Source organism: Pseudomonas sp. GQ91 (genome assembly GCF_059758795.1).
On record NZ_JCAXED010000001.1, the window covers coordinates 105,166 to 131,638 of the forward strand.

Here is a 26,473-nt window from a genome sequence, read left to right on the forward strand (position 1 = left end):
TTACGGGAGGTTTGGATGAGCACAAACGCGAACGGACCTTCCGGCCCGGCAGACATTCTGGTTATTGAGGCCCCCCGCGTTGTCGATACGTTGCCTGACGGGTTACTGCCTGCCCAATTCAATTTCAGTGATCTACGGATTTCGCTGGACACGCCTTGGGCGTTTTTACCCACTCCCGGCAGAGACCAATTCGTCGTATTCGAGTGGAACGTCCGGGGCGCCCGTCCCGTCGATGCGCCTCCGATTCTGTTGCGCAACCCGCTGACTCCCGCCGACTTTCCTTACCCGCTGGTGATTCCTCAATCATTTTTGCTGAGCAGCGCCATCGTAGACCTCTCATTTCGCGTGCATAAAAATGTGTCGGACAGCCCGGTCTTCGACAGGTCAGGGGTCGTGACGATCAGAATCGATCGCGACGCGCCGGGCGGCAGCACGGTGCTGCCACCGGCCATCTTCCCCATCGATCCGATCACTGAAGCCTACCTGGTTGCCAATCCTCTGGTGACCATGGAAATCCCGGGTGATTATCTTGGGCGCGAGATCGGTGACGAAGTGATGCTGTATTTCTCTGACATGAATATGCTGCCGACGGGCGCGCCCACCCTGGTGTCGCCGCCGCTGATCAGTGCTGCCGGACGCATATTCGTCTTGGTGCCCAGCGACGTATTCCGCAGTTTCCCCGGTGCCCTGTGGCTGTTTTGTTTTTATCGTTTGAAAGATCGCGCCGGCAACGTGAATCCGCTGTTTTCACTGGTGGCCCAGGTAGGGCTGGAGACCAGTCTTCCACCTCTCAAATATCCTCGACCCAGTTACCCTCAAGCCGAGTCGCACCCGAACGGCTTCATGACCTGTAGCAACCAGCCGCCCATATGGTTCGGGGTCGAGGTGCATATCTCGTCCCATACAGACATTTCCCATGGCGACCTGGTCACGCTGCGGTTCCAGGGCTACGGCCAATACCCGGATGGCAATCCCGACCCCAACATCGTTGAAACACTCGTTCATTACTGGGATGGGGTGGCAGATGCCTCGGGATACTCCTTCTGGATCAACGATGTCGAGCGCCTGATTCGCCCGTTGAAAGAAAATGCGGGAGGAGAGGCGAGCTACATGGTGTCTCGAGGAGGCGTCATCATCGGTCGCTCCTTCTCCAGGTTTGTGCAGTTCGATCGCGTGGTGCCTGTTTCGCCACCGCCGCCCCAGCCAATTTATTGTTGGATTGACGGTAATGGCCCTGAGCCCCTGAACCCAGTAAAGGAAGGAGAGACTGAAATGAGCGGCAAACCTAACGTCATTACCGAGCCAGCGTCCGCACGGATTATTAGTGCTCCCACGATTGCAGAGGCGCTGGATGATTCATCAGGCCTGATTCCGGCGGTCGTTGCCCCGGTGGGTATAACCGTCGAGTGCAGGACCGGCGGCATCTCACGGCCGACTGACTGGATCAGCATTGAAATCCGTACGACGACAGACAGCCCGCCCAGCTGGAGCACATTCTTGCCGGCCTCCCAGATCAACGTAGCCCCGGTTCCGGCCATCGTCGACAAGTTCGTGGCTGCGCCACCGCCCGAGTTCGCACATGGTTTTTATGAACTCAAGACCACGCAGTACCGTAATGCAGCCGGTAACATGCCTGGCCCGTCTTTCGATGAATCGAACCCGGCCGCATTCCGCGTCGACACCATTGCGCCCTATGCGGTGGCGACGTCACGTGAGCAGCCGACTGTTCCGGAGTTCCTCAATGCGCCACCGGGCACGGTCATCGACAATGCGTTCCTGTTAGATCAGGGCGGCCTGCAATTTGGTATCCCGCCGAATACCTTCAGTCCCCAGCCGGGACGCTACGAAATGGGCGACATGATTAACATTTACTTCGGTCCGGTGATGGACCCACGGCCAGAGAATCTGGTGAGTGGCGCAGGCGTGCCGATGCTGCCAACCGGGGCCACGTTTTTCCTGGAAAAAGACCAGATACTCCTGAGTGGGCTGTATTACCTGCTCTACACCATCACCGACCGGGCAGGTAACGAAAGCCGCCCCTCGTTCAATGATTACCGTACCGTCGCGCTGCTGGCCGACCCGGTGCCGCTGGCGCCTTTCCTGCCGTTGGCGGCTGCCCCGCGGGGTGGTAGCACGGATGACTTGCTCGACATTGCGGATTATGTCCAGGGCATTGAGCTGCACATTGAAGAGTACCTTGAACACGCCATAGGACTGGACAAGTTCGAGGTGCAGTGGGAAGCGCTGCCCTTTGGCCCTCAATCCACCGAACTGACCGGCTTTGACGTGATCTTCGACAATATGAATGACGCGATCCGGGCCGCCTATACCGCTGCATTGGGTCCTCAGGCGGTGAACGTACGTTACCGGATTGACCGCAATGGCATATTTTTTCTCTCTCCGGATAAACCCCTGCGCCTCGATTTGTCGGTGGAAGGACCCGTGCTTCCGGTCATACTTCCGCCGGGCAGCGAAAACCCGGGGCTGGAACTGGCGCGTGTGTTTGGCGCGGTGACGGCCACCGAGTTGAACACGCTGCGGATTGAGGACGCGAATCAGCCTGTCACTGTCAAAATTGAACTGTGGGACATTCCCGCGCTGCCACACCCTCAGAATGACATCTACCTGCTGTGGGGCGCGATCAAGGAGCGTGTCGGTCCTTTCAATATCGGCGCTACGTTGCCTGGCACTGACTTTGAGTTCACCATCCCTTGGGATGTGGTGGCCCGTAGCGGCAACGGCACGCAGCCAGTCAGCTACATTGTCACGGGCCCTGGAACCACCAACGAAAACCCGTCGGGGGTGACCACGGTCAACGTGATCGATGCCGTGACGGTGATATTGCCGCCTGCCGAATACGAGCATCTGGATGGGTTGGGCGAGTGGTCCTGCGAGTCGTTGCAGGTGCGCACGATCGGGCCGCCACCGGTGCTTTACGCCGAGATTTTCATCCCGGGCGACCCAAGGCTGGTGGTGGGTAACACGGTGGATGTCACGATCACTATCAGCAACGATTACCCGGGGCTTCCACCAGGACCATATACGGAAGTCATTACCACTGCCGCCTTGACCGATGCTGATGTGCTCAACGGCTTCAAGGTTGAAATCACTTACCGTCCATTCCTGGCGCAGGTGCCGTTCGGACCTTGCGAAATCACCTACGCCACGAACGTAGCAGGCGGCGCAACCGGTAATGGTGAAGTGGCCACGGTGTACACCGGGTTCTCCAAGCCTGATTCCTTCTGTGACGGGGTGCCTGCATTATAAAAACCACGCAATGCGCAAAACACCAAAGGGAAGCATGGCTTCCCTTTGGTGTATCTGAAAGTCGCGATCTGTTTTCCCGGTGGGTTTAACTTGTTTGCTTTATTGCTCGTCTCTTTTTCCAGTCCTCTCTAATGCCTTTTAGTGCTGCCTCTTCGGATTACTCCTACATCCATTGGTATGTTCGCTGGGTAACCTCTGCGCCTCTTACAGGTAAGGCTTCATTCCAAGGGAACGAGCCAAACCGTTTTCAAAGGCTCTATTCCAGAGAGTGAACCACCATGTCAGTGTTAACCCACTTCGAGCTCAAGCCCTTGAGCAAGATGATGAATGTTCCAACCCTTACGTTTCTCGTGTTTGCGGCGGTTCAAAGTACCGCCCAAGCCGGTCATTTGGTTGGCGAAAGTAAAACCATTGATGCCAGCGAAGTGAAGAATGACTGGCAGTTGGACCTGAGTTCCGAGCTGACCCTCAACGGTGCCCGGGCCCAGCATATCCTGGTCAATGATTCGGCGCTGATCGTCAACGCAGGCAGCAGGGTCGACGACATCCGTGCGACCCAGGGTTCCACCGTCAGCCTCAACGGCGCCACCGTTGAGTCGAACCACGCGACGTTTGGTGCAGTGCGCCTGGACGATAGCACTGCGGTGATCCACGACAGCAGCATCACCAGCAATACCTCGGTAGGGATGCAAGCCTTCCAGAACCACAACTCGGAGAAGGGCGGTATCGCCGACGTCTACAACAGCAGCATCCGCGGCGTCCTCGGCGGGGCCATGGCGTATGGCAACAGTGAGCTGCATTTCAACCAGAACACCTTGGTCGAGGGCACCGGCGCCGACAGTTATGGCGTGTATCTTGATGGCGCGACCGCGACTGCCAGCCAGAGCAGCATTATCGGTGGCAAGAACGGCGTGGTGATGGCCAACGACCTGAGCATCGGCGAAGTCGGCAAGCTGGTGCTGGACAACTCCAGTGTCGAAGGCCGCAGCGGTTCAGCCATTGCCGTCAACGGTTATCCCGGCCAAGCCATGGAAGTTGAAATCGATGTAAACAACGGTTCGACCCTGACCGGTGGCAACGGCACGTTGCTGGAAGTCAACGGCGGGGCGCTGGCGACCATGAATGTCGACAACAGCCGCTTGAATGGCAACGTAATCGTCGAGGAAGGGAGCACGGCGCATCTGAATCTGCAGAACAACGCCGGACTGACCGGCCAAATGCAGAACGTCACCAGCCTGAACGTAGGCGACCAGTCTTACTGGGAGTTGACCGGCGACAGCCAGGTGGGCGCCTTGAATCTGGCGGGCGGTACGGTGAAATTTGGTGAGGCCGATGCGTTCTATCAACTCGATCTGGACAGCCTGGCCGGTAACGGCACTTTCGTCATGGGCACCGATTTTGCCCGTGGCATCACTGATTTCCTGAATATCAGCGGTGAGGCCACGGGTAATCACAGCCTGCTGCTCGCTGCCAGCGGCGCGGAGCCGATCAACCCGGAAGAGATCCTTATCGTGCATACCGGCGGCGGTGACGCGCAATTCTCCCTGCTGGGCGATGTCGTCGACGTGGGCGCCTATTCCTACGGCCTGAAACAGGAAGGCAGCGATTGGTTCCTCGACCCGAACAACCGTGTGATCAGCCCAGGCACCCGCTCGGTGATGGCCCTGTTCAACACGGCCCCGACGGTGTGGTACGGCGAAGCGACTTCATTGCGTACCCGTATGGGAGAACTGCGCTTCGAACCTGGCCAGGCGGGAGTGTGGGTGCGTGGTTATGGTAGCAAGTACAAGGTGGCCGACAGCACCGGTGTCGGTTACAACCAGAACCAACAGGGGTTCACCCTGGGTGCTGACATGCCGTTGGCCGACAGCCAGTGGCTGGTGGGTGTAATGGCTGGTCACAGTACCTCTGCCCTGGACCTCAAGCGCGGTACATCCGGTAACGTGAAGAGCTACTACCTGGGTGCCTACGCAACCTGGATGGATGAGGAAAGCGGTCTGTATTTCGACGCGGTGGCCAAGCTCAACCGATTCCACAATGAGTCGAAGGTAGGCCTGAGTGACGGCACCACCTCCAAGGGCAAGTACAACAACACCGGTGGCGGCTTGTCGGCCGAGTTCGGTCGTAACATCAAACTGGACGATGGCTTCTTTGTCGAACCTTACGCACAGATCTCCACCGTGGTGATCCAGGGAGCCAATTACAGCCTGGACAATGGCCTGCAAGCCAAGGGCGAACGGACCCGTTCAATCATGGCCAAGGCTGGCGCGACCATCGGGCGTGACATCCAGCTCGACAGCGGTAGTGTGGTCCAGCCCTATCTGCGTGCGGCGATGGTGCACGAGTTTGCCAACAACAATAAGGTCGAGGTGAACAGCAATTTGTTCAACAATGACTTGTCTGGCTCTCGCGCTGAATTCGGGGCAGGCGTGGCGGTGAAATTGTCGCAAAACCTGCAACTGCATGCCGACCTCGAGCACAGCAGCGGCGGCAAGGTTGAACAACCCTGGGGCGCCAACATAGGCGTTCGCTACGCCTGGTAAATATCCGTGACCCAACAACGCCCGTATCGAGAGATACGGGCGTTTTTTTGGGTCTTGCATAAGCGATCAACTGGTCAGGTCGAACTCGACATCCACGATATGAGCGATCCCTTCGGGGCTTTTATCAGTGACGCCATGCAGCGTGCCGCTGATTTCGAGGACGCCGGGGGGCATCCGTTCAATGGTCAAGGTCCCCTCGATGCAGCGCACTGTGTAATGAGTCGAGGGCAGGGAAGTCACCGAATACCAGACTTTGAGGTCCGTAAACTCTTGTTCCTCGAGTTTTATGACCTGGCCCACAGCAACGTTTTCGGGAATCTGGATATGTAGCTCTTTCAGGCTCACTGAGTTATCAGCGTGTCGGCCTTCAACGTTGTAAACCTTGCGTTCAAAGTTGTGCTTCAAGGTCGTTGTCTGAAAGATAACAGCGGTCAAATCGATTCGCGCATCGAATGTACCTGTCGCCATGAGTCGCTTGGGTCGCAATTTTCTTTGCTGCGCGAACGTGAGTAGTTGCTGTTGGGCGGGCATGATCGCTTCTCCTTCACTGATGATTGTGCGCGGAACAGAGGCATCATCAACTCTGTAGGAGCCATGAAATAGCAGAGGGCTCGCGCTGTATACTGTCAGAACTAACAGTATACGAAGGCCGCGATTCATGACTGATTCAACACCGCAAGCATCGGCTTGACCACTAAAGGTAGTGGTTTCGCTGGCCGGCGGGCTTGACGGTATTAGACGCTTCTTCACGATCATGTCTACTGTGAAGAATGACAGTCTAAGAAAGCGCTTTTAATTCTTTTTTAGACTAATACCGGCAAACCTTTGGTAGTGGCCAGCTTGCTCGCGAACCACTCAAAGGCGCCGCGTTTATTCACAATGCACGCGTAATCGTTGAGGTTCTTCGCGAGCAAGCACGCTCCATTTACTGCGTGGCGCTGGGTTTGCGCACCAGCTTCATCACCACCACAAAAAATACCGGCACAAACACCACCGCGAGTGTCGCGGTGATCATCCCGCCAATCACCCCGGTACCAATCGCTTGCTGGCTGGCCGAACTGGCGCCAGTGGCAATCGCCAACGGCACCACGCCCAGGATAAATGCCAGCGAGGTCATGATGATCGGGCGCAAGCGCAGGCGTGCGGCTTTCAATGTGGCGTCGATCAGGTCTTCGCCCTGGTCATACAGGTCCTTGGCGAACTCGATGATCAGGATCGCGTTTTTCGCCGACAGGCCAATGATGGTGATCAGCCCGACCTTGAAGAACACGTCGTTGGGCATGCCACGCAAGGTCACTGCCAGCACCGCGCCCAACACCCCCAATGGCACCACCAGCAGCACCGAGGTCGGAATCGACCAGCTCTCATACAGCGCCGCCAGGCACAGAAATACGATCAGCAGCGACAACACCAGCAGCAGCGGTGCCTGGGCGCCGGACAAGCGCTCCTGCAACGACAACCCGGTCCACTCCTGGCCCAGGCCGGCCGGTAACTGGCTGACCAGACGCTGGATTTCCTCCATCGCCTCGCCGGTGCTATGGCCCGGGGCCGCCTCACCGGAAATCGCGATGGCCGGATAGCCGTTGTAGCGAGTCAACTGCGCCGGGCCCTGGACCCAACGAGCCTGGACGAAGGCCGACAACGGCAGCATCTTCCCGGCGTTGTTGCGCACATGGATCTTCAGCAGGTCTTCGACCTGGCTGCGCTGATCGCCTTCGGCTTGCACCACTACCCGTTGCATGCGGCCCTGGTTGGGGAAGTCATTGATGTAGGCCGAGCCAATCGCCGAGGACAGAATATTGCCGACATCGGCAAAGGACACACCCAGAGCGTTGGCTTGCTTGCGGTCGACCTCCAGCTGGACTTGCGGGGCCTCGGCCAGGGCACTTTCGCGTACGTTGGCGAGGATCGGGCTCTTTTCAGCCGCTGCCAGCAACTCGTTGCGCGCGGCCATCAGCGCAGCATGGCCGACTCCACCACGGTCCTGCAGGCGGAACTCAAAACCACTCGAGGTGCCCAGGCCGTCCACCGGTGGCGGCAGAACCGCATAGGCCAGCGCATCCTTGAGTTCGCTAAACGCCTGATTGGCGCGCTCGGCAATCGACGCCGCCGAGTCGTCGTTGCCGCGCTCGGACCAGTCCTTGAGCGTGGTAAACGCCAGGGCCGCATTCTGTCCGGAACCGGAAAAGCTGAAACCCATGATCATCGTCGTGTCACCCACGCCCGGTTCACCGGCGTTGTGCGCCTCGATCTGTTCGGCGACCTGCACCGTACGGTTCTTGCTCGCACCCGGCGGCAACTGGATATCGGTGATGGTGTAACCCTGGTCTTCAACCGGCAGGAACGAGGAGGGCAGGCGGCTGAACAGCAGCCCCAACCCCACCAGCAACACCAGATAGATCAGCAAGTAGCGGCCACAACGTTTCAGCGCATACGCGACCCAACCTTCGTAGCGATCGCTGAATCGATCGAAGCGTCGATTGAACCAGCCAAAAAAACCGCCTTTTTCATGGTGTTCGCCCTTGGCGATGGGTTTGAGCAAGGTCGCACACAGCGCCGGGGTCAAGGTCAGGGCGAGAAACGCCGAGAACAGAATCGAGGTGGCCATCGACAGCGAGAATTGCTGATAGATCACACCCACCGAGCCCGACATGAAGGCCATCGGCAGAAACACCGCCACCAGCACCAGGGTAATCCCGACAATCGCACCGGTAATCTGCCCCATGGCCTTGCGTGTCGCTTCTTTGGGCGACAGGCCTTCAGTGACCATGATTCGTTCGACGTTCTCCACCACCACGATGGCATCATCCACCAGAATACCGATGGCCAACACCATGCCGAACATGGTCAGCACGTTGATCGAGAACCCCAGCAGCAACATGGTTGCAAAGGTGCCCATCAACGCAATCGGCACCACCAGCGTCGGAATCAAGGTGTAGCGGATGTTCTGCAGGAACAGGAACATCACCGCAAACACCAGCAACATCGCTTCGCCCAAGGTGTAGACGACCTTGGTGATCGAGACCTTGACGAACGGCGAGGTGTCGTAGGGAATCTTGTACTCCACGTTGGCCGGGAAGTAGCGCGCCAGCTCATCCATCTTCGCCCGCACCAGCGTCGCGGTGTTCAACGCATTGGCCCCCGGCGACAGCTGCACGCTGACCGCGGTGGACGGTTTGCCGTTCAAGCGCGTGGAAAACTGATACTCCTGGCTACCGATCTCGACACGCGCCACATCGCCGATGCGCACGGTGGAGCCGTCCGGGTTGGCCTTGAGCACAATGTCGGCAAACTCGGCAGGCGTCGAGAGCTGGCCCTTGACCAGAATCGAGGCGGTGATTTCCTGGGTCTTGGTGCCCGGCAAGTCACCGATGCTGCCGGCCGCTACCTGGGCGTTCTGCGCCCCAATCGCTGCGTTGACGTCCGCCGGGGTCAGGTTGAAACCGACCAGCTTTTGCGGGTCGATCCAGATCCGCATCGCCCGCTCGGCGCCATACAGCTGCGCCTTGCCCACGCCGTCCAGGCGCTTGAGCTCGTTCATCACGTTGCGCGCCAGGTAATCGCTGAGGGCGACGTCGTCGAGCGCACCGTCACTCGAGGTCAGGGTCACCAGCAACAGGAAGCCGGCGGAGACTTTCTCCACTTGCAGGCCTTGCTGGGTCACCGCTTGCGGCAGGCGCGGCTCAACGGCCTTGAGCCGGTTCTGCACATCGACTTGCGCCATTTCCGGGTTCGTGCCGGGCTGGAACGTCGCGGTGATGGTCGCGCTGCCGAGGCTGCTCTGGGATTCGAAATACAGCAGATTATCGGCACCGTTGAGTTCCTGCTCGATCAGGCTGACCACGCTTTCATCCAGGGTCTGCGCCGAAGCGCCCGGATACGTGGCGTAGATTTCGACTTTCGGCGGTGCGACGTCAGGGTATTGGGCCACCGGCAACTGTGGGATGGCCAACGCCCCCGCCAACAGGATGAACAGGGCCACCACCCAGGCGAAAATCGGGCGGTCAATAAAGAACTGCGGCATTGTTTCTTATCCCTTTGGTGACTGGCCAGGCGTCTGGGCGATGGATTCGGGGCTGGCATCGACCTGTACTTTTTCACCGGGGCGTGCATGTTGCAGGCCTTCGACGACGATGCGGTCGCCAGCCTTGAGGCCACTGTTGACGATCCAGCGATCATTGATCACCGAACCCAGCTCCACCGGTTGCTGAATCACGTTTTGCTCGGCGTCCACCAGCAGCACCATGGGGATACCGGCGCTGTCGCGAGTGATTGCCCGTTGCGGCACGCTGAGACCTTGTGGGTCGACGGCCTGCTCCAGGCGCACCCGGACAAAGCTGCCGGGCAACAGATCGAGGTTCGGGTTGGGAAACTCGCTGCGCAGGATGATTTGCCCGGTGCCGGGGTCCACGGAAATGTCCGCGAACAACAACGTGCCCGGCAGCGGGTAAAGGCTGCCATCATCCTCGATCAACGTGGCCTTGGCCTGGTCCTGGCCGATCTGCTTCAAGTGTCCGGCGCGAAAGGCGCGACGCAGATCATTCAGTTCGCGGGTCGACTGGGTAAGGTCGGCATGGATCGGGTCCAGTTGTTGAATCACCGCCAGTGGCGTGGTCTCGTTCTGACCTACCAGCGCGCCTTCGGTCACCAGCGCCCGGCCGATACGTCCGGAAATGGGCGCGGTCACCGTCGCATAACCGAGGTTGAGTCTGGCCCGCTGCACGGCCGCTTGATTGGCCGCGACGTCGGCGGCGGTCTGTCGGGCGGCGGCGCGGGCGTTGTCGTAATCCTGGGCACTGATGGCGTTGCCTTCCACCAACTGGCTGTAGCGCTGTTCTTGCAGTCTGGCCTGGAACGCATTGGCCTGGGCCTTGCGCAAATTGGCCTCGGCGCTGTCCAGGTCGGCTTTGAAAGGCGCAGGGTCGATACGGAACAACACATCGCCCTGTTTGACGTCGTGTCCTTCCTTGAACACCCGCTCCAACACCACGCCGGCCACCCGCGCACGCACTTCGGCAATGCGTGGGGCGGCGATGCGGCCACTCAGTTCGGTACTGATGGACAGCGGCCTGGCTTCCAGGGTTTCGACGCGGACTTTGACCCGCGGCATTTCCACCGCGTCACCTGCCGAGTTATCACACGCACTCAAGGCCAATGTCAGTGCCAACAGGCAAAACGGCGCAAACAGATTCTTCGACATGCTCATATCCCAATATTGACTGACGCATCCTACGGGCCCCCACGTTCACGTGCTGTGAAGCTGTGTAGCGGGTATGTGAAGAAATGTAAGGTGCGACCCACGCCGTCGCATGGGCGTATATCCTTACCTGCCGCCAAACTGTTACACCTCGAAACCGCACTTTTTGGAAACACCATGCCCAACATCCTCCTGGTCGAAGACGACGCCGCACTTTCCGAGTTGATTGCCAGTTACCTGGAGCGCAACGGCTATCACGTCAGCGTGCTCAGTCGCGGTGATCACGTGCGGGAGCGCGCCAGGCTGAATCCGCCGGACCTGGTGATCCTTGACCTGATGTTGCCGGGCCTCGACGGCCTGCAAGTGTGCCGGTTGCTGCGGGCCGACTCGGCGTGCCTGCCGATCCTGATGCTCACGGCGCGTGATGACAGTCACGATCAGGTGTTGGGCCTGGAAATGGGCGCCGACGACTACGTGACCAAACCCTGTGAGCCGCGGGTCCTGCTGGCACGCGTGCGAACCTTGTTGCGGCGCAGCAGCCTCACCGAACCCCAAGTGGCCAACGACCGGGTCGTGATCGGCAACCTGTGCATCGACTTGTCTGAGCGTTCCGTCACCTGGCGTGAACAGCCCGTGGAGCTGTCCAGCGGCGAATATAATCTGCTGGTGGTCCTGGCGCGCCACGCCGGCGAAGTCCTCAGTCGCGACCAGATCCTGCAGCGCCTGCGCGGCATCGAGTTCAATGGCACCGATCGCTCGGTGGATGTGGCTATTTCAAAGTTGCGCCGCAAGTTCGACGACCATGCCGGCGAGGCGCGTAAAATCAAGACGGTCTGGGGCAAGGGTTACCTGTTCAGCCGCTCCGAGTGGGAATGCTGACAGCATGTTCCGAGTCCTTTTTCGTCTCTATCTGTTGACCATTGTCACCTACAGCGCGGCCACCTTCCTGATTCCCAAGGGCATCATCGAGGTCTTCCAGCATCGCTACATGAACTACAACATCGAACAATCCCGTGGCTTGCAGGCGCTGATCGTCAAGCAGTATCACAGCGTTGCGGTGGAGCAGTGGCCACAGGTCACTGACCAGTTGATCAAGGATTTCGCGCCGTTGAAGGTGCAGTTGTTGCATCGCCCGGAGGCCGGCTATACCCCGGCCGAGGAACAGTTGCTGGCGCAGGGCAAATCGGTAATCCGCCTGGGGGAGTGGGGCTGGATGGAAGAAGTCAGTTCGCCGCTCGACGCGCAGTGGGTGGTGAAACTGACCATCCCGCCGGACCCGATGGACATGAACCTGTTGTACTGGAGCATGAACGTGCTGATCGGTGCGGCGTTGCTGGCCTGCCTGCTGGTCTGGCTCAGGCCGCACTGGCGTGACCTGGAGCGGCTCAAGATGACCGCCGCGCAGTTGGGGCGTGGCAACCTGGATGCGCGCACACAGATTCCTCCCAGTTCCAATATCGGCAGCCTGGCGGCGGTGTTCGACACCATGGCCAACGACATCGAACAGTTACTCACCCAGCAGCGAGACCTGCTCAACGCGGTGTCCCATGAACTGCGCACGCCGTTGACGCGCCTGGACTTCGGCTTGGCCCTGGCGCTGTCCGAAGACCTGCCGGCGGCCAGCCGCGAACGCCTGCAAGGGTTGATTGCGCATATTCGCGAGCTGGATGATCTGGTGCTGGAGTTGCTGTCTTACAGTCGCCTGCAAAATCCGGCGCAACTGCCCGAGCAGGTGGAAGTGGTGCTGGATGAGTTTATCGACAGCGTTTTAGGCAGTGTCGACGATGAGCTGGAGAACCCCGAAATCGTCATCGACGTGGCGTTGGACTGTGCGGTGGAGCGCTTCACCCTCGATCCACGCCTGACCGCCCGAGCCCTGCAAAACCTGCTGCGCAATGCCACGCGTTATTGCGAGCGACGGATTCAGGTGGGCGTCAAGGTGTGTGGCGAGGGGTGTGAGATCTGGGTCGATGACGACGGCATCGGGATCCCGGAGGACCAGCGTGAGCGGATCTTCGAGCCATTCTACCGGCTGGATCGCAGCCGAGACCGTTCCACCGGCGGCTTTGGCCTGGGCCTGGCGATCAGTCGGCGCGCGCTGGAGGCGCAGGGTGGAACCTTGACGGCGCAGGCCTCGCCGTTGGGTGGCGCGCGGTTTCGGTTGTGGTTGCCCAGCCAGAAGCTGTAGCGTGTCGAAGACCTACAGCTCATTCCAGTCCCGCCTTTGGCACAAGCGCAGCCTTACCCCGCGTCATACTCCCTTGGTATAGTTCGGCCCTTATCAGTCGCCAGTCAAGGATCACTGCCATGTCCGAATACCAAGCCTTTGTCGTCGAACTCAACGGCAACGTCGCCCATGTGCAGATCAATCGCCCGGAAAAGATCAACGCCATGAACGCGGCGTTCTGGAGCGAAATCATTGATATCTTCCAATGGATCGAAGACACCGACGCGGTGCGGGCGGTGGTGCTCAGTGGCGCCGGCAAACATTTCTCTTCCGGCATCGACCTGATGATGCTGGCCTCGGTGGCCAATGAGTTAGGCCCGGATGTGGGGCGCAACGCCCGACTGCTGCGGCGCAAGATCCTGCAGCTGCAAGCCTCTTTCAATGCCGTCGACAACTGTCGCAAACCGGTGCTGGCGGCGATCCAGGGCTACTGCATCGGCGGTGCCATCGATCTGATCAGCGCGTGTGACATGCGCTATGCCGCCGCCGACGCGCAGTTCTCGATCAAGGAAATCGACATTGGCATGGCCGCCGATGTGGGCACCCTGCAACGCCTGCCACGCATCATCGGCGATGGCATGTTGCGCGAGCTGGCCTACACCGGGCGTACTTTCGGTGCCGAAGAAGCGCGCAGCATCGGCTTGGTCAACCGCACCTTTGCCGACCACGAAAGCCTGCTGGCCGGGGTGTTGGAGATCGCTGCGCAGATCGCCGCCAAATCGCCGATTGCCGTGACCGGCACCAAGGCCATGATCAGCTACATGCGTGACCATACGATCAATGACGGTCTGGAATACGTTGCCACCTGGAACGCAGCTATGTTGCAATCCAACGACCTGCGCGTGGCCATCGCGGCCCATATGAGCAAGCAGAAACCCGAATTTGTGGATTGATCGAACATGACCCCAGGCTGGATAACCACGACGCTGCTGGATAACGAGGCCCCGGGCGGCTGGGCCGTGGCTCGCAGCCGCGAAGGTTTTTTACTCGATGACAACGGGCCGCTGTTTCCCAGGGAGTGGCTCAAGCGCCAGGACCTTTCGGTAATGGCCGAGCACGGTATCGGCTACTTGGATGGCGAGCCGGTGTATCTGCTGGAGCTGAACCGTGCCAGCGCTGTACAGGGTTGTCGCTGGCAAGGCTTGCGCGGTTTCATGCTGCAGGACGAGCACAAACTGTACAGCGTGCTGGGGTATGCCGCGCAAATCGGCACCTGGGCGCGCGAACATCGTTTTTGTGGCAGTTGCGGCCAGGCCATGGTGCAGATTCCCCGTGAGCGGGCAATGTTTTGCCAGGCCTGCGACTTGCGCAGCTACCCGCGTATTTCACCGAGCATGATTGTGCTGATCACCCGCGGCGACGAGATATTGCTCGCACGCTCGCCACGCTTTGTCAGCGGGGTCTACAGCACCCTGGCGGGATTTGCCGAGCCTGGGGAGTCCGCCGAAGACTGCCTGATTCGCGAGGTGCGCGAGGAGGTGCAGGTGGAGGTGCAGAATATCCAGTACATGGGCAGCCAATGCTGGCCGTTTCCACATTCGATGATGCTGGGGTTTCACGCCGAATATGCGGGTGGCGATATCGTGCCCCAGGCCGACGAGATCGAAGACGCGCAGTGGTTCAACATCCACCAGCTGCCGCCGTTGCCGGCATCACGCTCGATTGCGCGCTACCTGATCGACCTGTATGTAGCGCGGCGCCTAGGCCACGCTGAACCAGTGTTGCCAGGCTAGGCGTACCGTCAGGCCCAGTACCACCGTGATAAACACCGGGCGAATGAACTTGGCGCCGCCGCTGATCGCGCTGCGAGCGCCAAAAAACGCGCCCACCATCACCGAAACGCCCATGCACAAGCCGACAATCCAGTCGACCGAACCGTTGAAGATAAACACCGACAGCGCCGCCGCGTTGCTGACGAAGTTCATGCTGCGCGCCACGCCGCTGGCCTTGACCAGGTCGACGGGGTACATCAACAGTGTGCTGACGGTCCAGAACGCGCCCGTGCCAGGCCCCGCCACACCGTCGTAGAAGCCCAGCCCGAAACCTTGGGTCGACTGCCATTTCTTCTTGATCGGCGCATCGGCATCCAGCGGCGCCTTGGGCGTCCCGCCAAACAACAGGTACAGCCCGCAGCCGAAGACAATCACCGGCAACATCTTGTTCAGCCATTCGGCCGGCAGGTAGTGGGCCACGATGGCCCCGGCCAGGGCGCCAACCAAGGTGCCGACGATGGCGTGCACCCATTGCCGCGGATGGAACAGCTTGCGCCGGTAGAAGGTGAAACTGGCGGTGGCCGAACCGAAGGTCGAACTCAACTTATTGGTGCCCAGCACCATGTGCGGCGGCATGCCGGCGGTCAGCAGTGCCGGGGTGGTCAACAAACCGCCTCCGCCGGCGATGGCATCGATAAAACCGGCGACGAAGGCAACAACGGCCAGAATGGCCAAGGTGGTGAGGTCAACGCTGAGTTCAAAAGGCATGTAGGCGACTTATTTTTCGGCGAGGCGCAGAAAAGGCTGCGCGAAGGACCGATAGCTTACCTATAACCAGATGTTACGGCGACTGTTGCGATGTGCGTTATTCCGCTGACGCTTGCAGGGTCAGCACTTCGTAGCCATCGGCGGTCACCGCCACCGTGTGCTCCCACTGTGCAGACAAGCTGTTGTCGCGGGTCACCACGGTCCAGCCGTCTTTCAGGTTGCGGACCTTGGCGCTGCCCTGATTCAACATCGGCTCAATCGTGAACACCATGCCTTCACGCAATAACATGCCCGTACCGGGCCGGCCGACATGCAGGATTTGCGGTTCCTCGTGCATTTCGCGCCCGATCCCGTGGCCGCAGTACTCACGTACCACGCTGTAGCCATTGGCCTGCGCATGGCTCTGGATGGCATGGCCAATATCCCCCAGGCGGGCACCGGGCTTGACCTGCTGGATCCCGGCCCACATGGCCTCGAAGGTCTTTTCTACCAGGCGCCGGGCTTTGGGCGAGACGCTGCCAATCAGGTACATCTTGCTGGAGTCGGCAATAAAACCGCCTTTCTCCAGCGTGATATCGATGTTGACGATATCACCGTCTTTCAACACCGCCTTGGCGTCCGGCATGCCATGGCAGACCACCTCGTTGATGGAGGTGTTGATCGAGAACGGATAATCGTATTGTCCGAGACTGGCGGGGCGCGATTGCAGGTCGTTGCGGATAAAGGCTTCGACGGCGCGATCCAGTTCAAGGGTTGACTGGCCGGCACTGACTGTACTGTCGAGCATCGTGAAGACCTGCGCCAACAAGCGGCCGGCTTCGCGCATCAGGACGAGGTCTTCGGCACTCTTGATCAACGGCTGCGCCCTCGGATCAGGTCGGCTTTGTCCAACAGCAACTTGTTGATCAGGTCGTTGTAGGCCAGGTGTGGGTTGAGTTCGGCCAAGAGACCGATCTTGATCCAGAACTCGGCCTGGGCGTTGATGGAACGATCCATAGTGGCGCTGGCCAGCCGGAGTTGTTCATGCAGTTGATCGCTGATCTTGACGATGCCCATGAGTTTCACTGTGTGGTTTAATATATGAATCGTATACGTTTCATATGTCCTCCGTAAAGCCTGTTGTTGCCTGCGGCCGTCGCGGTTGCGATTGACTTGCCACGCAACGCTGGTTAATTTTGCCTCATGACATTTCAAACCTTTGCTTTCCAGCCACGCATTATTACCGCCATTCCTCATTTGGCGGGATAGCGCTTGGCTGTACCCAAACCCGCCCTGAAGGCGGGTTTTGTTTTTCCGTCTCCCGGGCTCGGCATCATCCGAGGAGACACCGATGAGTATCTGCCAACGCCACACCGCCGACCCGCATCTGCTCGAACGCTACGTCAAAATGATTCTTGCCGCGCCGGTGTATGACTTGGCGGTGCGTACCCCATTGCAAGCCGCGCCGGCCTTATCGGCGTTGCTTGGCAATCAGATCCTGCTCAAGCGCGAAGATTTGCAGCCGACTTTTTCCTTCAAGATCCGCGGTGCCTACAACACACTGGCGCAACTGGACGACACGCAACGTCGACGAGGTGTGATCACCGCGTCGGCGGGCAATCATGCCCAAGGCGTGGCGCTGGCCGCGCAGGAACTGGGAATCAAGGCCACGATTGTCATGCCGAGTACGACGCCTGCGCTGAAAGTGCTGGGTGTGCGCTCTCGAGGCGCCGAAACGGTGCTGCACGGCGCAAGTTTTCCCTTTGCCCTGGCCCACGCGTTGCAGTTGGCGGAACAGTCGGGCGGTACCTTTGTCTCGCCGTTCGACGACCCGCATGTGATTGCCGGACAGGGCACGGTGGCCATGGAAGTGTTGCGTCAGCAACAGGGCGCGCTGGACGCGATCTTTGTACCGGTCGGTGGCGGTGGCTTGATCGCCGGTATCGCGGCCTACGTCAAATACTTGCGTCCCGAGGTGCGCATCATCGGTGTGGAGCCCGAGGGTTCCAGCTGCCTGCTGGCAGCCTTGCAGGCCGGGGAGCGGGTGGTGTTACCCAGTGTCGACACTTTCGCCGACGGTACCGCCGTCGCGCAGATCGGGGCCTACGGTTTTGCGATCTGTCGGCGGCATGTGGATGAGGTGATCACTGTCAGCAACGATGAGTTGTGCAGCGCCATCAAGTTGATCTACGACGATACCCGCTCGATTACCGAACCGTCCGGTGCCCTCGCTGTTGCCGGCGTTCGCGCCTATGTGGCACGTACCCAGGCCCGGGGGCAGACGCTGGTCGCGATCAACTCCGGGGCCAATATCAATTTTGACAGCTTGCGGCACGTGGCCGAACGCGTGGCCGCTCAGGTGGCGGTCCAGGGTGGGTCATTCGGCGCTGGCTTTACCGACGGTGGTTGACGCCGACCAGATCCGATAGCGAACTTCGACATCTTTTGGAACATATACAACGATGGGCAACTTGCTGTTGTAGCGCAGCATAAAACCATCCCCGACCACGGCAACAAAATCCTCGCGGGTCTGGCCATCCGGACAGCCCATGAGGGTACTCATGGGCCCGCTGACTTTTTCCAGGCGGTAGAACGGGTAGCCCCAGCCGTCGAGGTTCTTTTCTTCGAGCACACCGCCCAGCCGTTGGCGGTTGCAGTCGACAAGCAGCGTCTTGCCGGCCAGGATTTCGACCTTGAAGTCCTGTTCCTGCGGCTGTGCGGGCAGATGGATGACTTGGCGCACGTAGCCGGCATCGGCCTTCGGATAGGGGGCAATGTCTTCCAGCTTCGCCGCATGCGCCTGGGCAGCGCAAGCGGCCAGGCCAAGCAGGCATAGTGTATTGAGCAGAGAGGAGGTCATGCAGGCGTCCTTGTCTTGAAGGAGAAAAAACCTGAATACGATGCCACTCGAGGGCGCGGGCTGCAAATGTGTCAGGCCAGTTGATACAGGTATCGCGCTTGCTTATGAGAAAAGAGTCCAACGCCGCCAGCTCCAGAGAGTAGGCTGAAGAGTCGAGAACGTCTGCCACGGTCGGCGAGGCGTTTCAGGCAGACGGGTTACCACCTGCCTGCTGCGTCAGCATTTACAAAAAACATTGGTGGTCTCAAAAAAGGAGAGGTTGGCCATGCTTTCAGAACTGGAACTGCGCAGTATTATTGAGGGATGTTTCCTGCCTAAACGCTGTGAATGCATCAAGGCCCAGGATGCTTCGCTGACAATCAAGGTGTATGACGACGACGGCACCGACCTGACTGTGACCGGCATCCGCGCCGATAAACTCGACAGCAGCCGGGCGATCTGCAACTTGATCACCGAGTTACGCGAAGACCTCAAGCACGCCCACGCTCCAGCCCCACGCAGAGCCGGAGCACGGTTTCATTAATCAGGGTGAAGTGTGGGACTGAATGAGCACGGATTTCTGGGCCTGGATAAATGCCAGGCCCAGTGTTATTTCGCTGAACACCGCCAACAGAATCCCGGGCCCTGCGTGGCTATTGAGCCACTCGATGACGCCCAGTGCGGCAAGCCCCAGGCATCCGGCGCTAAAGCCGCTGCTCACGGCATTTCGTGTCGGTGAGGGTAACGCATGGCGAAGACGATAAAACATGATGCCGATGGCCAGGAACAACATGGCATTGCGCCGTGCGACGAGGCCGGTGACCTCGGAATACTGGACACTCCAGAGCCACAACAGTAAGTCAGGTCTAAATCCCCAGACGAGTGCCAGGGCGAGGCACAGCAACGCCGTGAAATGGGCAAGCGAGTAAAAGCGCAACTGCATGGTGAATCCTTTCAGCCGTTTCAGAAGCCGAGCAGGATACCTTGTGGCTGTGTGATTGTCCCGGCGCTCGCTCAGGAATGGGCGAATGGGAGGCGTCCGACTACCGTGGGTAATCGAGGCTCTCCATCAAGGCGATACAGCCACTCCTCAATCAGAAAAGTCCGATACTGGCAGGTCACTCACCGTTGCTAACGTCGCCGCCTGGCCTGCTCTGATGGCCGGCGTATGGAGAGTCGACCTTGCAACAAAAAATTGCAGCAGAGTTCCTTGGGACCTTCTGGCTGACCTTTGGCGGCTGCGGCAGCGCGATTCTGATGGCGGTCATTCCGTACCGGGGGCTCGGTTATATCGGTGTAGCCCTGGCGTTTGGCCTCGCGGTGCTGACCATGTCCTATGCCGTGGGCAGTATCAGCGGCGCGCACTTCAACCCGGCCGTGACCATCGGCTTGTGGGTCGGCCGACGGCTACCAGGGGTTGATGTGCTGCCCTACATCATCGCCCAGTTGGCCGGCGCGACGGTCGCCGCCGCGGTGCTGGCGTTGATCGCCAGTGGCCGACCGGGCTTTGAAATAGGCGCTTTCGCGGCCAATGGTTATGGTGAACTGAGCCCGGGAAAGTACAGCCTGCTGGCGGCGCTGGTGGTAGAGGCGGTGGCCACGTTCTTTTTCGTGTTTATTCTCATGCGTGTCACCGCGCCCGGAGCGGCGGCAGGTTTTGCTCCGCTGGCGATTGGCTTGACACTGAGCCTGATTCATTTAGTGACGATTCCAGTCACCAATGCCTCGGTCAACCCGGCGCGCAGTACCGGACCGGCGCTATTTTCCGGTGCTGCGTATCTGGCGCAACTCTGGTTATTCTGGCTGGCTCCGGTGCTGGGCGGCGTGGCGGGGGCGATGGTCGCGAGGGCCGTCAGGGAGCGCTCCCCCTGACGGCTCCGGTGGACTCAATCCAGTTGCGCGCGATAGGGCAAATCCGGTCCGGTCTTGCTGCACGTCAAGGCCGCTGCGCGAATGGCAAACGTAAGCAGCTCGTCGATCTGAGCCCTGGCAAGACGCTGTACACCCTCGACCGAATCCAGCTGATGCTCGGTCAACCAGGTAATCAAGGCCGCCTGGAACGTGTCACCGGCACCGACCGTATCGGCCATGACCACCTTGACCGCCGGTGCTGACCAGCTGCCATGCTGGCGACTGAAGACGGTTGCACCGTCACCGCCCCGAGTCAGGAAAATCAATTGGCAGCGGTGTTGCAACCAGCCCTCGAGCACGCTTTCCGGGGGCTGGCCGGGGTAGAGCAGGTGCAGGTCCTCATCGCTGACCTTGATCAAGTCGGCATGCCGTACCAGTTCAGTCACCCGCTGGCGCCACAAGCCGATATCCGGCTGCGGGTTCAGGCGCACGTTGGGGTCCAGGCTGATCAGGCGCTTGCCACTTTCTCGACGGATCAGTGTCAGGAGTGTGTCGGCAATCGGTTGCACCACCAGGGAGAACGAGCCGAAATGCAGGCCGCGAACCTCATCACCGAGAACGGGCAGGTGTTCGATCTGCAATTGTCGATCGGCACAGCCTTCGCCACGAAAACTGTATTGCGGCGAACCGTTGGCGCCCACCGCGACCATCGCCAGTGTGGTGGGCGCTGAGAACTCTTGCAGATAGCCATCCCGCACACCTTCCTGCTTCAGCACCTGGCGCAGCCGCTGCCCCAGATAATCGCTGGAAAGTCCGCCGAACAGTCCGGCCTCGATCCCCAGGCGACGTAAACCGACCGCCACGTTAAACGGCGAACCGCCGGCAATCGCCTTGAAATTGACGCGCGAAGCCTGCCCGTCGGCATTGTCTTCGCTGAAAAAATCGAACAGTGCTTCGCCACACACCAGATACATAGTTATTCGCTCTTAAAGGGTTGCCACGTGCTGTTGATAGCGCTCATAGGCTTGTTGATAGGCGCTGACGCTGGTTGCCGAGGGTCGGGTCGAGCTGTCTGCATCGAGACTGACGCAGCGCGTGCACAGCGCCTCCAGGCTTTCGCCGGACTCGCACCAGGCCGCCTGTATCGCCGCGCCGAGGGCCGCCGCCTCGCTCTGTTCAGTACAAATCACTTCGGTGTTCATGATGTCGGCGACCATCTGCCGCCATACGGGGCTCTTCGAGCCGCCGCCGGTCAGCCGGATACTGTGGCTCTGCAGGCCGGTCTGGCGCAACAGGTCAAGGCCATAGCGCAAACCGAACGTGGTGCCTTCGACCACCGCGCGACACAGATTGGCGCGGTTCAGGTTGCTCATGTTCAAGCCATGCAGGCTGCCGCTGGCGTGGGGCAGGGCAGGCACGCGCTCGCCGTTGAGGAAAGGCAACATGCTGACGCCTTCGGCGCCGATGGGCGACTGGGCGACCAAGGTGTTGAAAGCGGCCAGATCCAATTCGAACAACTCGCGGACCGCCCCGGTGGCGTTGGTCAGGTTCATGGTGCAAATCAGCGGGAGCCAGCCACCGCTGGAGGAACAAAAGGTCGCCACCGAGGCTTGCGCGCTGACGTTGGGCTGATCGGCGCAGGCATAGATGGTGCCCGAAGACCCCAGGCTCATGGTGATCACGCCCGGGGTGATATTGCCGGTACCGATTGCACCCATCATGTTGTCGCCGCCACCGCTGGACACGATTGCATTAGGGTTGATGCCCAGGCGTTCGGCGATAGCGGGCAGTATGCCGCCCACCGCCTGATCGGCCTCGATCAGTTGTGGCAACGCTGCTTCCAGGCGTCCGCTGGCATCGATATGACGCAACAGCGGCAAGTCCCATTCGCGGGTCCGCACATTGAAATAACCGGTGCCCGACGCATCGCCATACTCGGCGCAGGCGCGGCCCGTCAGCCAGTAGTTGAGATAATCGTGGGGCAAGAGAATATGCGCGATACGCGCAAAGACATCGGGATGCTGCTCAAGGGTCCATAACAGTTTGGACACGGTGTAGCCAGGCGCAATGGCAACGCCGAGGCGTTCCAGGGAACCGCTTTCACCGCCAAGGTAGTCCAGCAGTCGATGGTTTTCGGCGCTGGTTTCGGTGTCGCACCACAGCTTGGCCGGGCGCAGTACCTGGCCCTGGTCATCCAGTAGCACCAGGCCGTGCTGCTGGCCGGAAACGCCGATGGCGAGGATATCCTGGCCATCGACGCCGGCTTGTTGCAAGGCACGATGGGTGGCTTCGGTGAAGGCGTCGAGCCACTCATGAGGGGCTTGCTCGCGCCGGCCATTGGCGCCGCTGATCAACGTGTGGCTGGCGGCACCAAGGCCCAGGACCCTGCCGGTCGCGGCGTCGAGGACGATCGCCTTGGTGCCTTGGGTGCCGCAGTCGATGCCGAGGTAGAGGTTTTGCTGGGTCATGAGGATTCTCACCCTAGCCCTCTCCCCAAAGGGGCGAGGGGACTGATTGGGGGATGTTGGTGGTTTGCATCGACCTGAAAGATTACCTTGGAACCCACAATCGACAGGGTCTTTCAGGTCACACTATTTATCAGCACACTTGGCTCAGTCAATCTCGGCCAACACTCGCTCCAGGGTCTTGGTCACGCCTTGATCCCGCAGGCTTTCGTAGCACCGCTCAAACGCGGCCACAAACCCGGGCGAGTTGGGAATAGCTGTCCCGAAAATCTCTTCCACGCCCAACAACCGCTGGCTGATCAACGCTTCATCGGCCACCAGTTCCTGACAGAACTCGGCACGCGGGTCAGGAATCTTGTAGTTCACACCGTTTTCATCCACGCCTTTCAGGTACAACGCCCAGGCCGCCACGACCAGCGCCGCCCGTTCGGTTTCGCGGCCATCGGCGATCAAGCGGTTGATCGTCGGTACGGTGAACTTTGGAAACTTCGACGAACCATCCGAACAGACACGCTCCAATTGGTCGGCAATCGCCTGGTTGGAGAAGCGCTCCACCAGGCTTTGTTTATAGTCTGTCAGGTCAATACCGGGCACCGGCGCGAGGTTCGGCGTTACGTCGAGGTCCATGTAGGCGCGCATATACGCCACGAACAACGGATCGTTCATGGTTTCGTGGACAAAACGATAGCCCTTGAGAAAACCCAAGTAGGTCAGGGCGAGGTGGCTGCCGTTGAGCAGGCCGATTTTCATCTCCTCGTAGGGTGAAACGTCATCGGTGAATTGCACACCGACCTTTTCCCAGGCGGGACGGCCATTCACAAAATTGTCTTCCAGCACCCATTGCACAAAGGGCTCGCAGACCACCGGCCAGGCATCGTCGATACCGTGTTCGTCATGCAACTGCAGGCGATGCGCGGTACTGGTCATGGGCGTGATGCGATCGACCATGGCGTTGGGGAAGCTGACGTTGGCCTTGATCCAGTCATGCAGGTCGGCGTCATGCAGCGCGGCGAACGCCAACAAGGCCTTGCGGGTGACGGCGCCGTTGTGCGGCAGGTTATCGCAGGACATGACGGTAAACGCTGGCGTGCCGGCCGCGCGGCGCTGGGTCAGGGCAGCACAGATAAAGCCGAATACGGTTGTCGGCGCGTCGGGATGAGCGAGGTCGTACTGGATCTGCGGCAGGTGAGCCATGAATTCGCCGTTGCTGTCGTCGATGCAGTAGCCACCTTCAGTGATGGTCAACGAAACGATGCGAATCTCGGGACTGGCCAGCTTGTCGATCAGTGCCTGGGCGCTGTCTTCGGCCAAGAGCATGTCGCTGATGGAGCCAATCACCCGCACTTCGGTGTCATCTGAGTCACCCAATTCGTACAGGGTAAACAGATAATCCTGACCCGCCAGGTCGTCCCGGGCCTTGCGGTCCTCGGCACGCAGGCCCACGCCACAAATACTCCAGTCCAGATCAGTCCCGGTGTTCATCAACGCATCGGTGTAATACGCCTGGTGCGCACGATGGAAACCGCCGACGCCGATATGCGCGATCCCTTGGCGGGTATCAGCAATGGCATAGCGTGGCAGTTGGACCTCGGGCGCCAGTTGCGTGAGATGTTGTGTGTTCAGTTTCATCGGGCAGTTCTCGCAAGATCAGGCGGCAGCGCGCAATGGACGGGCGACCGCAACACCATCGGTATCAAACAGATGGCAGTGCGCCGGGTCGAGGTGCAGGTTCAGGGTTTCGCCGTACTGGCTGGCCATGTCGCCACGAATACGCATGGTCAATGGCTCAGCGCTGGCAGTGATGACGTGGCAAAAGGTGTCGCTGCCCAGCCGTTCGCCGACATCGGCGGTAACCGTCAAGGTGGTATCACCCGGAGCGGCGATTTCGAGGTGCTCCGGACGAATGCCCAGGGTCACCGCGCTGCCCACGCTCAGGGTGGAACCGCTCAGCGGCAAATTGATCAGCGTGCCAGCATCCAACTGCACTTCGCAGCCCTGGGATTCAAGCCGCGTGACCTTGCCCTTGAGAAAGCCCATCTTCGGCGTCCCCAGAAAGCCTGCGACAAACAGGTTGGCCGGCTGGTGGTACAACTCCAGGGGCGAGCCGACTTGTTCGATGCGACCGCTGTTGAGCACCACCACTTTGTCGGCCAGGGTCATGGCCTCCACTTGGTCGTGGGTCACGTAGATCATGGTCGCTTGCAGTTCTTTGTGCAGGCGCGCCAGCTCCAGGCGCATCTGCACCCGCAATGCCGCGTCGAGGTTGGACAGCGGCTCGTCGAACAGGAAGATCTTCGGGTTGCGCACAATGGCGCGGCCGATGGCGACGCGCTGGCGCTGGCCGCCGGACAGTTGCTTGGGCTTGCGCTCCAGCAATGGGCCCAGCTCGAGAATCCGCGCCGCTTCGCTGACTTTGCTGTCGACCAGTTTTTTGTCGACGCCCGCCAGGTCGAGGGCAAACGACATGTTCTTGCGCACGCTCATGTGCGGGTACAAGGCGTAAGTCTGGAACACCATCGCCAGGTCGCGCTTGGCCGGCGGCACTTCGGTGATGTCGCGGCCATCCAGTTCGATGGTGCCTTCAGTGACTTCTTCGAGGCCGGCGATCAGGCGCAACAGCGTGGACTTACCACAGCCAGACGGACCGACGAACACCACGAACTCCTTGTCGTTCACTTCCAGGTCAATGCCCTTGATGATGGAGAAACCTTCGAAGCCTTTTTGCAGATTGTTGATTTTCAGGTTGGCCATGCTGGGCCTCCACATTGAAATTTTTATAAGGTGGCGTTATTTCACGGCGCCGAAGGACAAACCACGCACCAGCTGTTTCTGGCTGATCCAGCCAAAGATCAGGATCGGCGCACAGGCCAGGGTCGATACGGCGGATAATTTGGCCCAGAACAAGCCTTCGGGACTCGAGTAGGACGCGATCAGCGCGGTCAGCGGCGCCGCCGTGGAGGAGGTCAGGTTCAGCGACCAGAAAGCCTCGTTCCAACACAGGATCAGCGACAGCAATACCGTGGAGGCCAGGCCACCCTTGGCGATAGGCAGCAGCACCCGAACCATTTCCTGCCATAGGGTTGCACCGTCCAGGCGCGCGGCTTCGAGGATGTCCTTGGGAATGTCTTTGAAATAGGTGTAAATCATCCAGACCACAATCGGCAGGTTGATCAGGGTGTAGATGATGATCAGCGCGATCCGCGTATCCAGCAGGCCCATGCTCTTGGCCAGCAGATAGATCGGCATCAGCACGCCCACCGGCGGTAACATCTTGGTCGACAGCATCCACAACAGCGTGCCCTTGGTACGCTGGGTCTCGTAGAACGCCATGGAATAGGCCGCCGGCACCGCAATCAGCAGGCACAAGGCTGTGGCGCTGAAGGAAATCACCACCGAGTTCCAGGCGAAGCTGAAGTAGTTGCTGCGCTCGTTAATGTGCAGGTAGTTCTCCAGCGTCGGCGTGAAGATGAACTGCGGTGGCGTGGCAAATGCATCGATTTCGGTCTTGAAGCTGGTGAGCACCATCCAGAAGATCGGGAAGAAAATCACGATGGCGATGGCCCAGGCCAGGGTGCCGAGCAGCAGGCTTTGCAGGCGACGAGATTGTTGAAGGGTCATGGCGCGG

The 26,473-nt window shown here is 59.8% G+C and carries 22 protein-coding genes; 9 read left to right on the top strand and 13 right to left on the bottom strand.

All coding sequences use genetic code 11. From position 1 onward, the window contains the following. The first annotated feature begins 15 nt into the window (after window positions 1-15). Both AC6CIA_RS00435 and AC6CIA_RS00440 read left to right on the top strand, forming a co-directional pair. Window positions 16-3,267, top strand: a complete 3,252-nt coding sequence (locus tag AC6CIA_RS00435) for a hypothetical protein (protein WP_498310120.1) — start codon at window positions 16-18, stop codon at window positions 3,265-3,267. Between the two features lie 278 nt (window positions 3,268-3,545). Further along, window positions 3,546-5,810, top strand: coding sequence for an autotransporter outer membrane beta-barrel domain-containing protein (locus AC6CIA_RS00440; RefSeq protein ID WP_498310121.1), 2,265 nt, complete (start codon window positions 3,546-3,548; stop codon window positions 5,808-5,810). A 66-nt stretch (window positions 5,811-5,876) separates the two neighbouring features. On the opposite strand, the gene AC6CIA_RS00445 is transcribed toward AC6CIA_RS00440, so the two are convergent. The 3 genes from AC6CIA_RS00445 to AC6CIA_RS00455 all read right to left on the bottom strand — a co-directional run bounded on the left by AC6CIA_RS00445 (window position 5,877) and on the right by AC6CIA_RS00455 (window position 11,010). Then, window positions 5,877-6,341 carry a hypothetical protein gene (locus AC6CIA_RS00445; protein WP_498310122.1) on the bottom strand — a complete coding sequence of 155 codons (465 nt, stop codon included), beginning with the start codon at window positions 6,339-6,341 and terminating at the stop codon, window positions 5,877-5,879. Between the two features lie 394 nt (window positions 6,342-6,735). Next, window positions 6,736-9,834 (bottom strand): multidrug efflux RND transporter permease subunit, encoded by a 3,099-nt coding sequence (locus tag AC6CIA_RS00450; protein WP_498310123.1) that lies wholly within the window; start codon window positions 9,832-9,834, stop codon window positions 6,736-6,738. Between the two features lie 6 nt (window positions 9,835-9,840). Further along, window positions 9,841-11,010 (bottom strand): efflux RND transporter periplasmic adaptor subunit, encoded by a 1,170-nt coding sequence (locus AC6CIA_RS00455; protein WP_498310124.1) that lies wholly within the window; start codon window positions 11,008-11,010, stop codon window positions 9,841-9,843. 174 nt (window positions 11,011-11,184) lie between these two features. Between AC6CIA_RS00455 and AC6CIA_RS00460 the strand changes: the two genes are divergently transcribed. The 4 genes from AC6CIA_RS00460 to nudC all read left to right on the top strand — a co-directional run bounded on the left by AC6CIA_RS00460 (window position 11,185) and on the right by nudC (window position 14,967). Beyond that, window positions 11,185-11,886 (top strand): response regulator, encoded by a 702-nt coding sequence (locus AC6CIA_RS00460; protein WP_339531232.1) that lies wholly within the window; start codon window positions 11,185-11,187, stop codon window positions 11,884-11,886. A gap of 4 nt (window positions 11,887-11,890) precedes the next feature. Continuing rightward, window positions 11,891-13,195 carry an ATP-binding protein gene (locus tag AC6CIA_RS00465; protein ID WP_498310125.1) on the top strand — a complete coding sequence of 435 codons (1,305 nt, stop codon included), beginning with the start codon at window positions 11,891-11,893 and terminating at the stop codon, window positions 13,193-13,195. A 119-nt stretch (window positions 13,196-13,314) separates the two neighbouring features. Next, complete coding sequence (locus tag AC6CIA_RS00470) at window positions 13,315-14,127, top strand: crotonase/enoyl-CoA hydratase family protein (protein ID WP_498310126.1); 813 nt, start codon at window positions 13,315-13,317, stop codon at window positions 14,125-14,127. Window positions 14,128-14,133: 6 nt separating this feature from the next. Next, on the top strand, window positions 14,134-14,967 hold the full coding sequence (nudC, locus tag AC6CIA_RS00475; protein ID WP_498310127.1) for an NAD(+) diphosphatase: 834 nt from the start codon (window positions 14,134-14,136) through the stop codon (window positions 14,965-14,967). On the opposite strand, the gene AC6CIA_RS00480 is transcribed toward nudC, so the two are convergent. From AC6CIA_RS00480 to AC6CIA_RS00490, 3 genes are all read right to left on the bottom strand, one after another. Next, a complete protein-coding gene (locus AC6CIA_RS00480) occupies window positions 14,935-15,714 on the bottom strand; it encodes a TSUP family transporter (protein WP_339531226.1) in 780 nt (259 codons plus the stop codon). The genes nudC and AC6CIA_RS00480 overlap by 33 nt on opposite strands. Before the next feature lie 97 nt (window positions 15,715-15,811). Next, on the bottom strand, window positions 15,812-16,570 hold the full coding sequence (gene map / locus AC6CIA_RS00485; RefSeq protein WP_498310128.1) for a type I methionyl aminopeptidase: 759 nt from the start codon (window positions 16,568-16,570) through the stop codon (window positions 15,812-15,814). Further along, on the bottom strand, window positions 16,567-16,770 hold the full coding sequence (locus AC6CIA_RS00490; RefSeq protein ID WP_498310129.1) for a ParD-like family protein: 204 nt from the start codon (window positions 16,768-16,770) through the stop codon (window positions 16,567-16,569). Before AC6CIA_RS00490 ends, map begins: the two co-directional genes overlap by 4 nt. A gap of 274 nt (window positions 16,771-17,044) precedes the next feature. Here AC6CIA_RS00490 and ilvA point away from each other — a divergent pair, with 274 nt between their 5' ends. Beyond that, complete coding sequence (ilvA, locus tag AC6CIA_RS00495) at window positions 17,045-18,103, top strand: threonine ammonia-lyase, biosynthetic (RefSeq protein WP_498310130.1); 1,059 nt, start codon at window positions 17,045-17,047, stop codon at window positions 18,101-18,103. Here the strand turns inward: ilvA and eco are convergent. Next, a complete protein-coding gene (eco, locus tag AC6CIA_RS00500) occupies window positions 18,071-18,553 on the bottom strand; it encodes a serine protease inhibitor ecotin (RefSeq protein ID WP_498310131.1) in 483 nt (160 codons plus the stop codon). The two genes, ilvA and eco, sit on opposite strands and share 33 nt — an antisense overlap. Before the next feature lie 265 nt (window positions 18,554-18,818). Here eco and AC6CIA_RS00505 point away from each other — a divergent pair, with 265 nt between their 5' ends. Continuing rightward, a complete protein-coding gene (locus AC6CIA_RS00505; RefSeq protein WP_339531217.1) occupies window positions 18,819-19,076 on the top strand; it encodes a DUF1652 domain-containing protein in 258 nt (85 codons plus the stop codon). On the opposite strand, the gene AC6CIA_RS00510 is transcribed toward AC6CIA_RS00505, so the two are convergent. Further along, window positions 19,077-19,475 (bottom strand): hypothetical protein, encoded by a 399-nt coding sequence (locus AC6CIA_RS00510; RefSeq protein ID WP_498310132.1) that lies wholly within the window; start codon window positions 19,473-19,475, stop codon window positions 19,077-19,079. Window positions 19,476-19,714: 239 nt separating this feature from the next. On the opposite strand from AC6CIA_RS00510, the gene aqpZ reads away from it, so the two are divergent. Further along, entirely contained in the window at window positions 19,715-20,404 is a 690-nt protein-coding gene (aqpZ, locus tag AC6CIA_RS00515) for an aquaporin Z (RefSeq protein WP_498310133.1), read from the top strand. Between the two features lie 14 nt (window positions 20,405-20,418). Here the strand turns inward: aqpZ and AC6CIA_RS00520 are convergent, their stop codons facing one another. The 5 genes from AC6CIA_RS00520 to AC6CIA_RS00540 all read right to left on the bottom strand — a co-directional run bounded on the left by AC6CIA_RS00520 (window position 20,419) and on the right by AC6CIA_RS00540 (window position 26,466). Continuing rightward, window positions 20,419-21,357, bottom strand: a complete 939-nt coding sequence (locus tag AC6CIA_RS00520; RefSeq protein ID WP_498310134.1) for a carbohydrate kinase family protein — start codon at window positions 21,355-21,357, stop codon at window positions 20,419-20,421. A 12-nt stretch (window positions 21,358-21,369) separates the two neighbouring features. Next, complete coding sequence (gene xylB, locus AC6CIA_RS00525) at window positions 21,370-22,851, bottom strand: xylulokinase (protein ID WP_498310135.1); 1,482 nt, start codon at window positions 22,849-22,851, stop codon at window positions 21,370-21,372. Between the two features lie 144 nt (window positions 22,852-22,995). Then, window positions 22,996-24,477, bottom strand: coding sequence for a mannitol dehydrogenase family protein (locus AC6CIA_RS00530; RefSeq protein WP_498310136.1), 1,482 nt, complete (start codon window positions 24,475-24,477; stop codon window positions 22,996-22,998). Window positions 24,478-24,495: 18 nt separating this feature from the next. After that, on the bottom strand, window positions 24,496-25,599 hold the full coding sequence (locus AC6CIA_RS00535; RefSeq protein WP_498310137.1) for an ABC transporter ATP-binding protein: 1,104 nt from the start codon (window positions 25,597-25,599) through the stop codon (window positions 24,496-24,498). Between the two features lie 36 nt (window positions 25,600-25,635). Next, complete coding sequence (locus AC6CIA_RS00540) at window positions 25,636-26,466, bottom strand: carbohydrate ABC transporter permease (RefSeq protein WP_084376794.1); 831 nt, start codon at window positions 26,464-26,466, stop codon at window positions 25,636-25,638. Window positions 26,467-26,473 lie beyond the last annotated feature (7 nt).

What these genes read in the sequence shown, in the direction of transcription:
- AC6CIA_RS00435 (WP_498310120.1), top strand. Translation starts at nt 16, where the DNA reads ATGAGCACAAACGCGAACGGACCTTCCGGCCCGGCAGACATTCTGGTT.
- AC6CIA_RS00440 (WP_498310121.1), top strand. Translation starts at nt 3,546, where the DNA reads ATGTCAGTGTTAACCCACTTCGAGCTCAAGCCCTTGAGCAAGATGATG.
- AC6CIA_RS00445 (WP_498310122.1), bottom strand. Translation starts at nt 6,341, where the DNA reads ATGCCCGCCCAACAGCAACTACTCACGTTCGCGCAGCAAAGAAAATTG.
- AC6CIA_RS00450 (WP_498310123.1), bottom strand. Translation starts at nt 9,834, where the DNA reads ATGCCGCAGTTCTTTATTGACCGCCCGATTTTCGCCTGGGTGGTGGCC.
- AC6CIA_RS00455 (WP_498310124.1), bottom strand. Translation starts at nt 11,010, where the DNA reads ATGTCGAAGAATCTGTTTGCGCCGTTTTGCCTGTTGGCACTGACATTG.
- AC6CIA_RS00460 (WP_339531232.1), top strand. Translation starts at nt 11,185, where the DNA reads ATGCCCAACATCCTCCTGGTCGAAGACGACGCCGCACTTTCCGAGTTG.
- AC6CIA_RS00465 (WP_498310125.1), top strand. Translation starts at nt 11,891, where the DNA reads ATGTTCCGAGTCCTTTTTCGTCTCTATCTGTTGACCATTGTCACCTAC.
- AC6CIA_RS00470 (WP_498310126.1), top strand. Translation starts at nt 13,315, where the DNA reads ATGTCCGAATACCAAGCCTTTGTCGTCGAACTCAACGGCAACGTCGCC.
- nudC (WP_498310127.1), top strand. Translation starts at nt 14,134, where the DNA reads ATGACCCCAGGCTGGATAACCACGACGCTGCTGGATAACGAGGCCCCG.
- AC6CIA_RS00480 (WP_339531226.1), bottom strand. Translation starts at nt 15,714, where the DNA reads ATGCCTTTTGAACTCAGCGTTGACCTCACCACCTTGGCCATTCTGGCC.
- AC6CIA_RS00490 (WP_498310129.1), bottom strand. Translation starts at nt 16,770, where the DNA reads ATGGGCATCGTCAAGATCAGCGATCAACTGCATGAACAACTCCGGCTG.
- ilvA (WP_498310130.1), top strand. Translation starts at nt 17,045, where the DNA reads ATGAGTATCTGCCAACGCCACACCGCCGACCCGCATCTGCTCGAACGC.
- eco (WP_498310131.1), bottom strand. Translation starts at nt 18,553, where the DNA reads ATGACCTCCTCTCTGCTCAATACACTATGCCTGCTTGGCCTGGCCGCT.
- AC6CIA_RS00505 (WP_339531217.1), top strand. Translation starts at nt 18,819, where the DNA reads ATGCTTTCAGAACTGGAACTGCGCAGTATTATTGAGGGATGTTTCCTG.
- AC6CIA_RS00510 (WP_498310132.1), bottom strand. Translation starts at nt 19,475, where the DNA reads ATGCAGTTGCGCTTTTACTCGCTTGCCCATTTCACGGCGTTGCTGTGC.
- AC6CIA_RS00520 (WP_498310134.1), bottom strand. Translation starts at nt 21,357, where the DNA reads ATGTATCTGGTGTGTGGCGAAGCACTGTTCGATTTTTTCAGCGAAGAC.
- xylB (WP_498310135.1), bottom strand. Translation starts at nt 22,851, where the DNA reads ATGACCCAGCAAAACCTCTACCTCGGCATCGACTGCGGCACCCAAGGC.
- AC6CIA_RS00530 (WP_498310136.1), bottom strand. Translation starts at nt 24,477, where the DNA reads ATGAAACTGAACACACAACATCTCACGCAACTGGCGCCCGAGGTCCAA.
- AC6CIA_RS00535 (WP_498310137.1), bottom strand. Translation starts at nt 25,599, where the DNA reads ATGGCCAACCTGAAAATCAACAATCTGCAAAAAGGCTTCGAAGGTTTC.
- AC6CIA_RS00540 (WP_084376794.1), bottom strand. Translation starts at nt 26,466, where the DNA reads ATGACCCTTCAACAATCTCGTCGCCTGCAAAGCCTGCTGCTCGGCACC.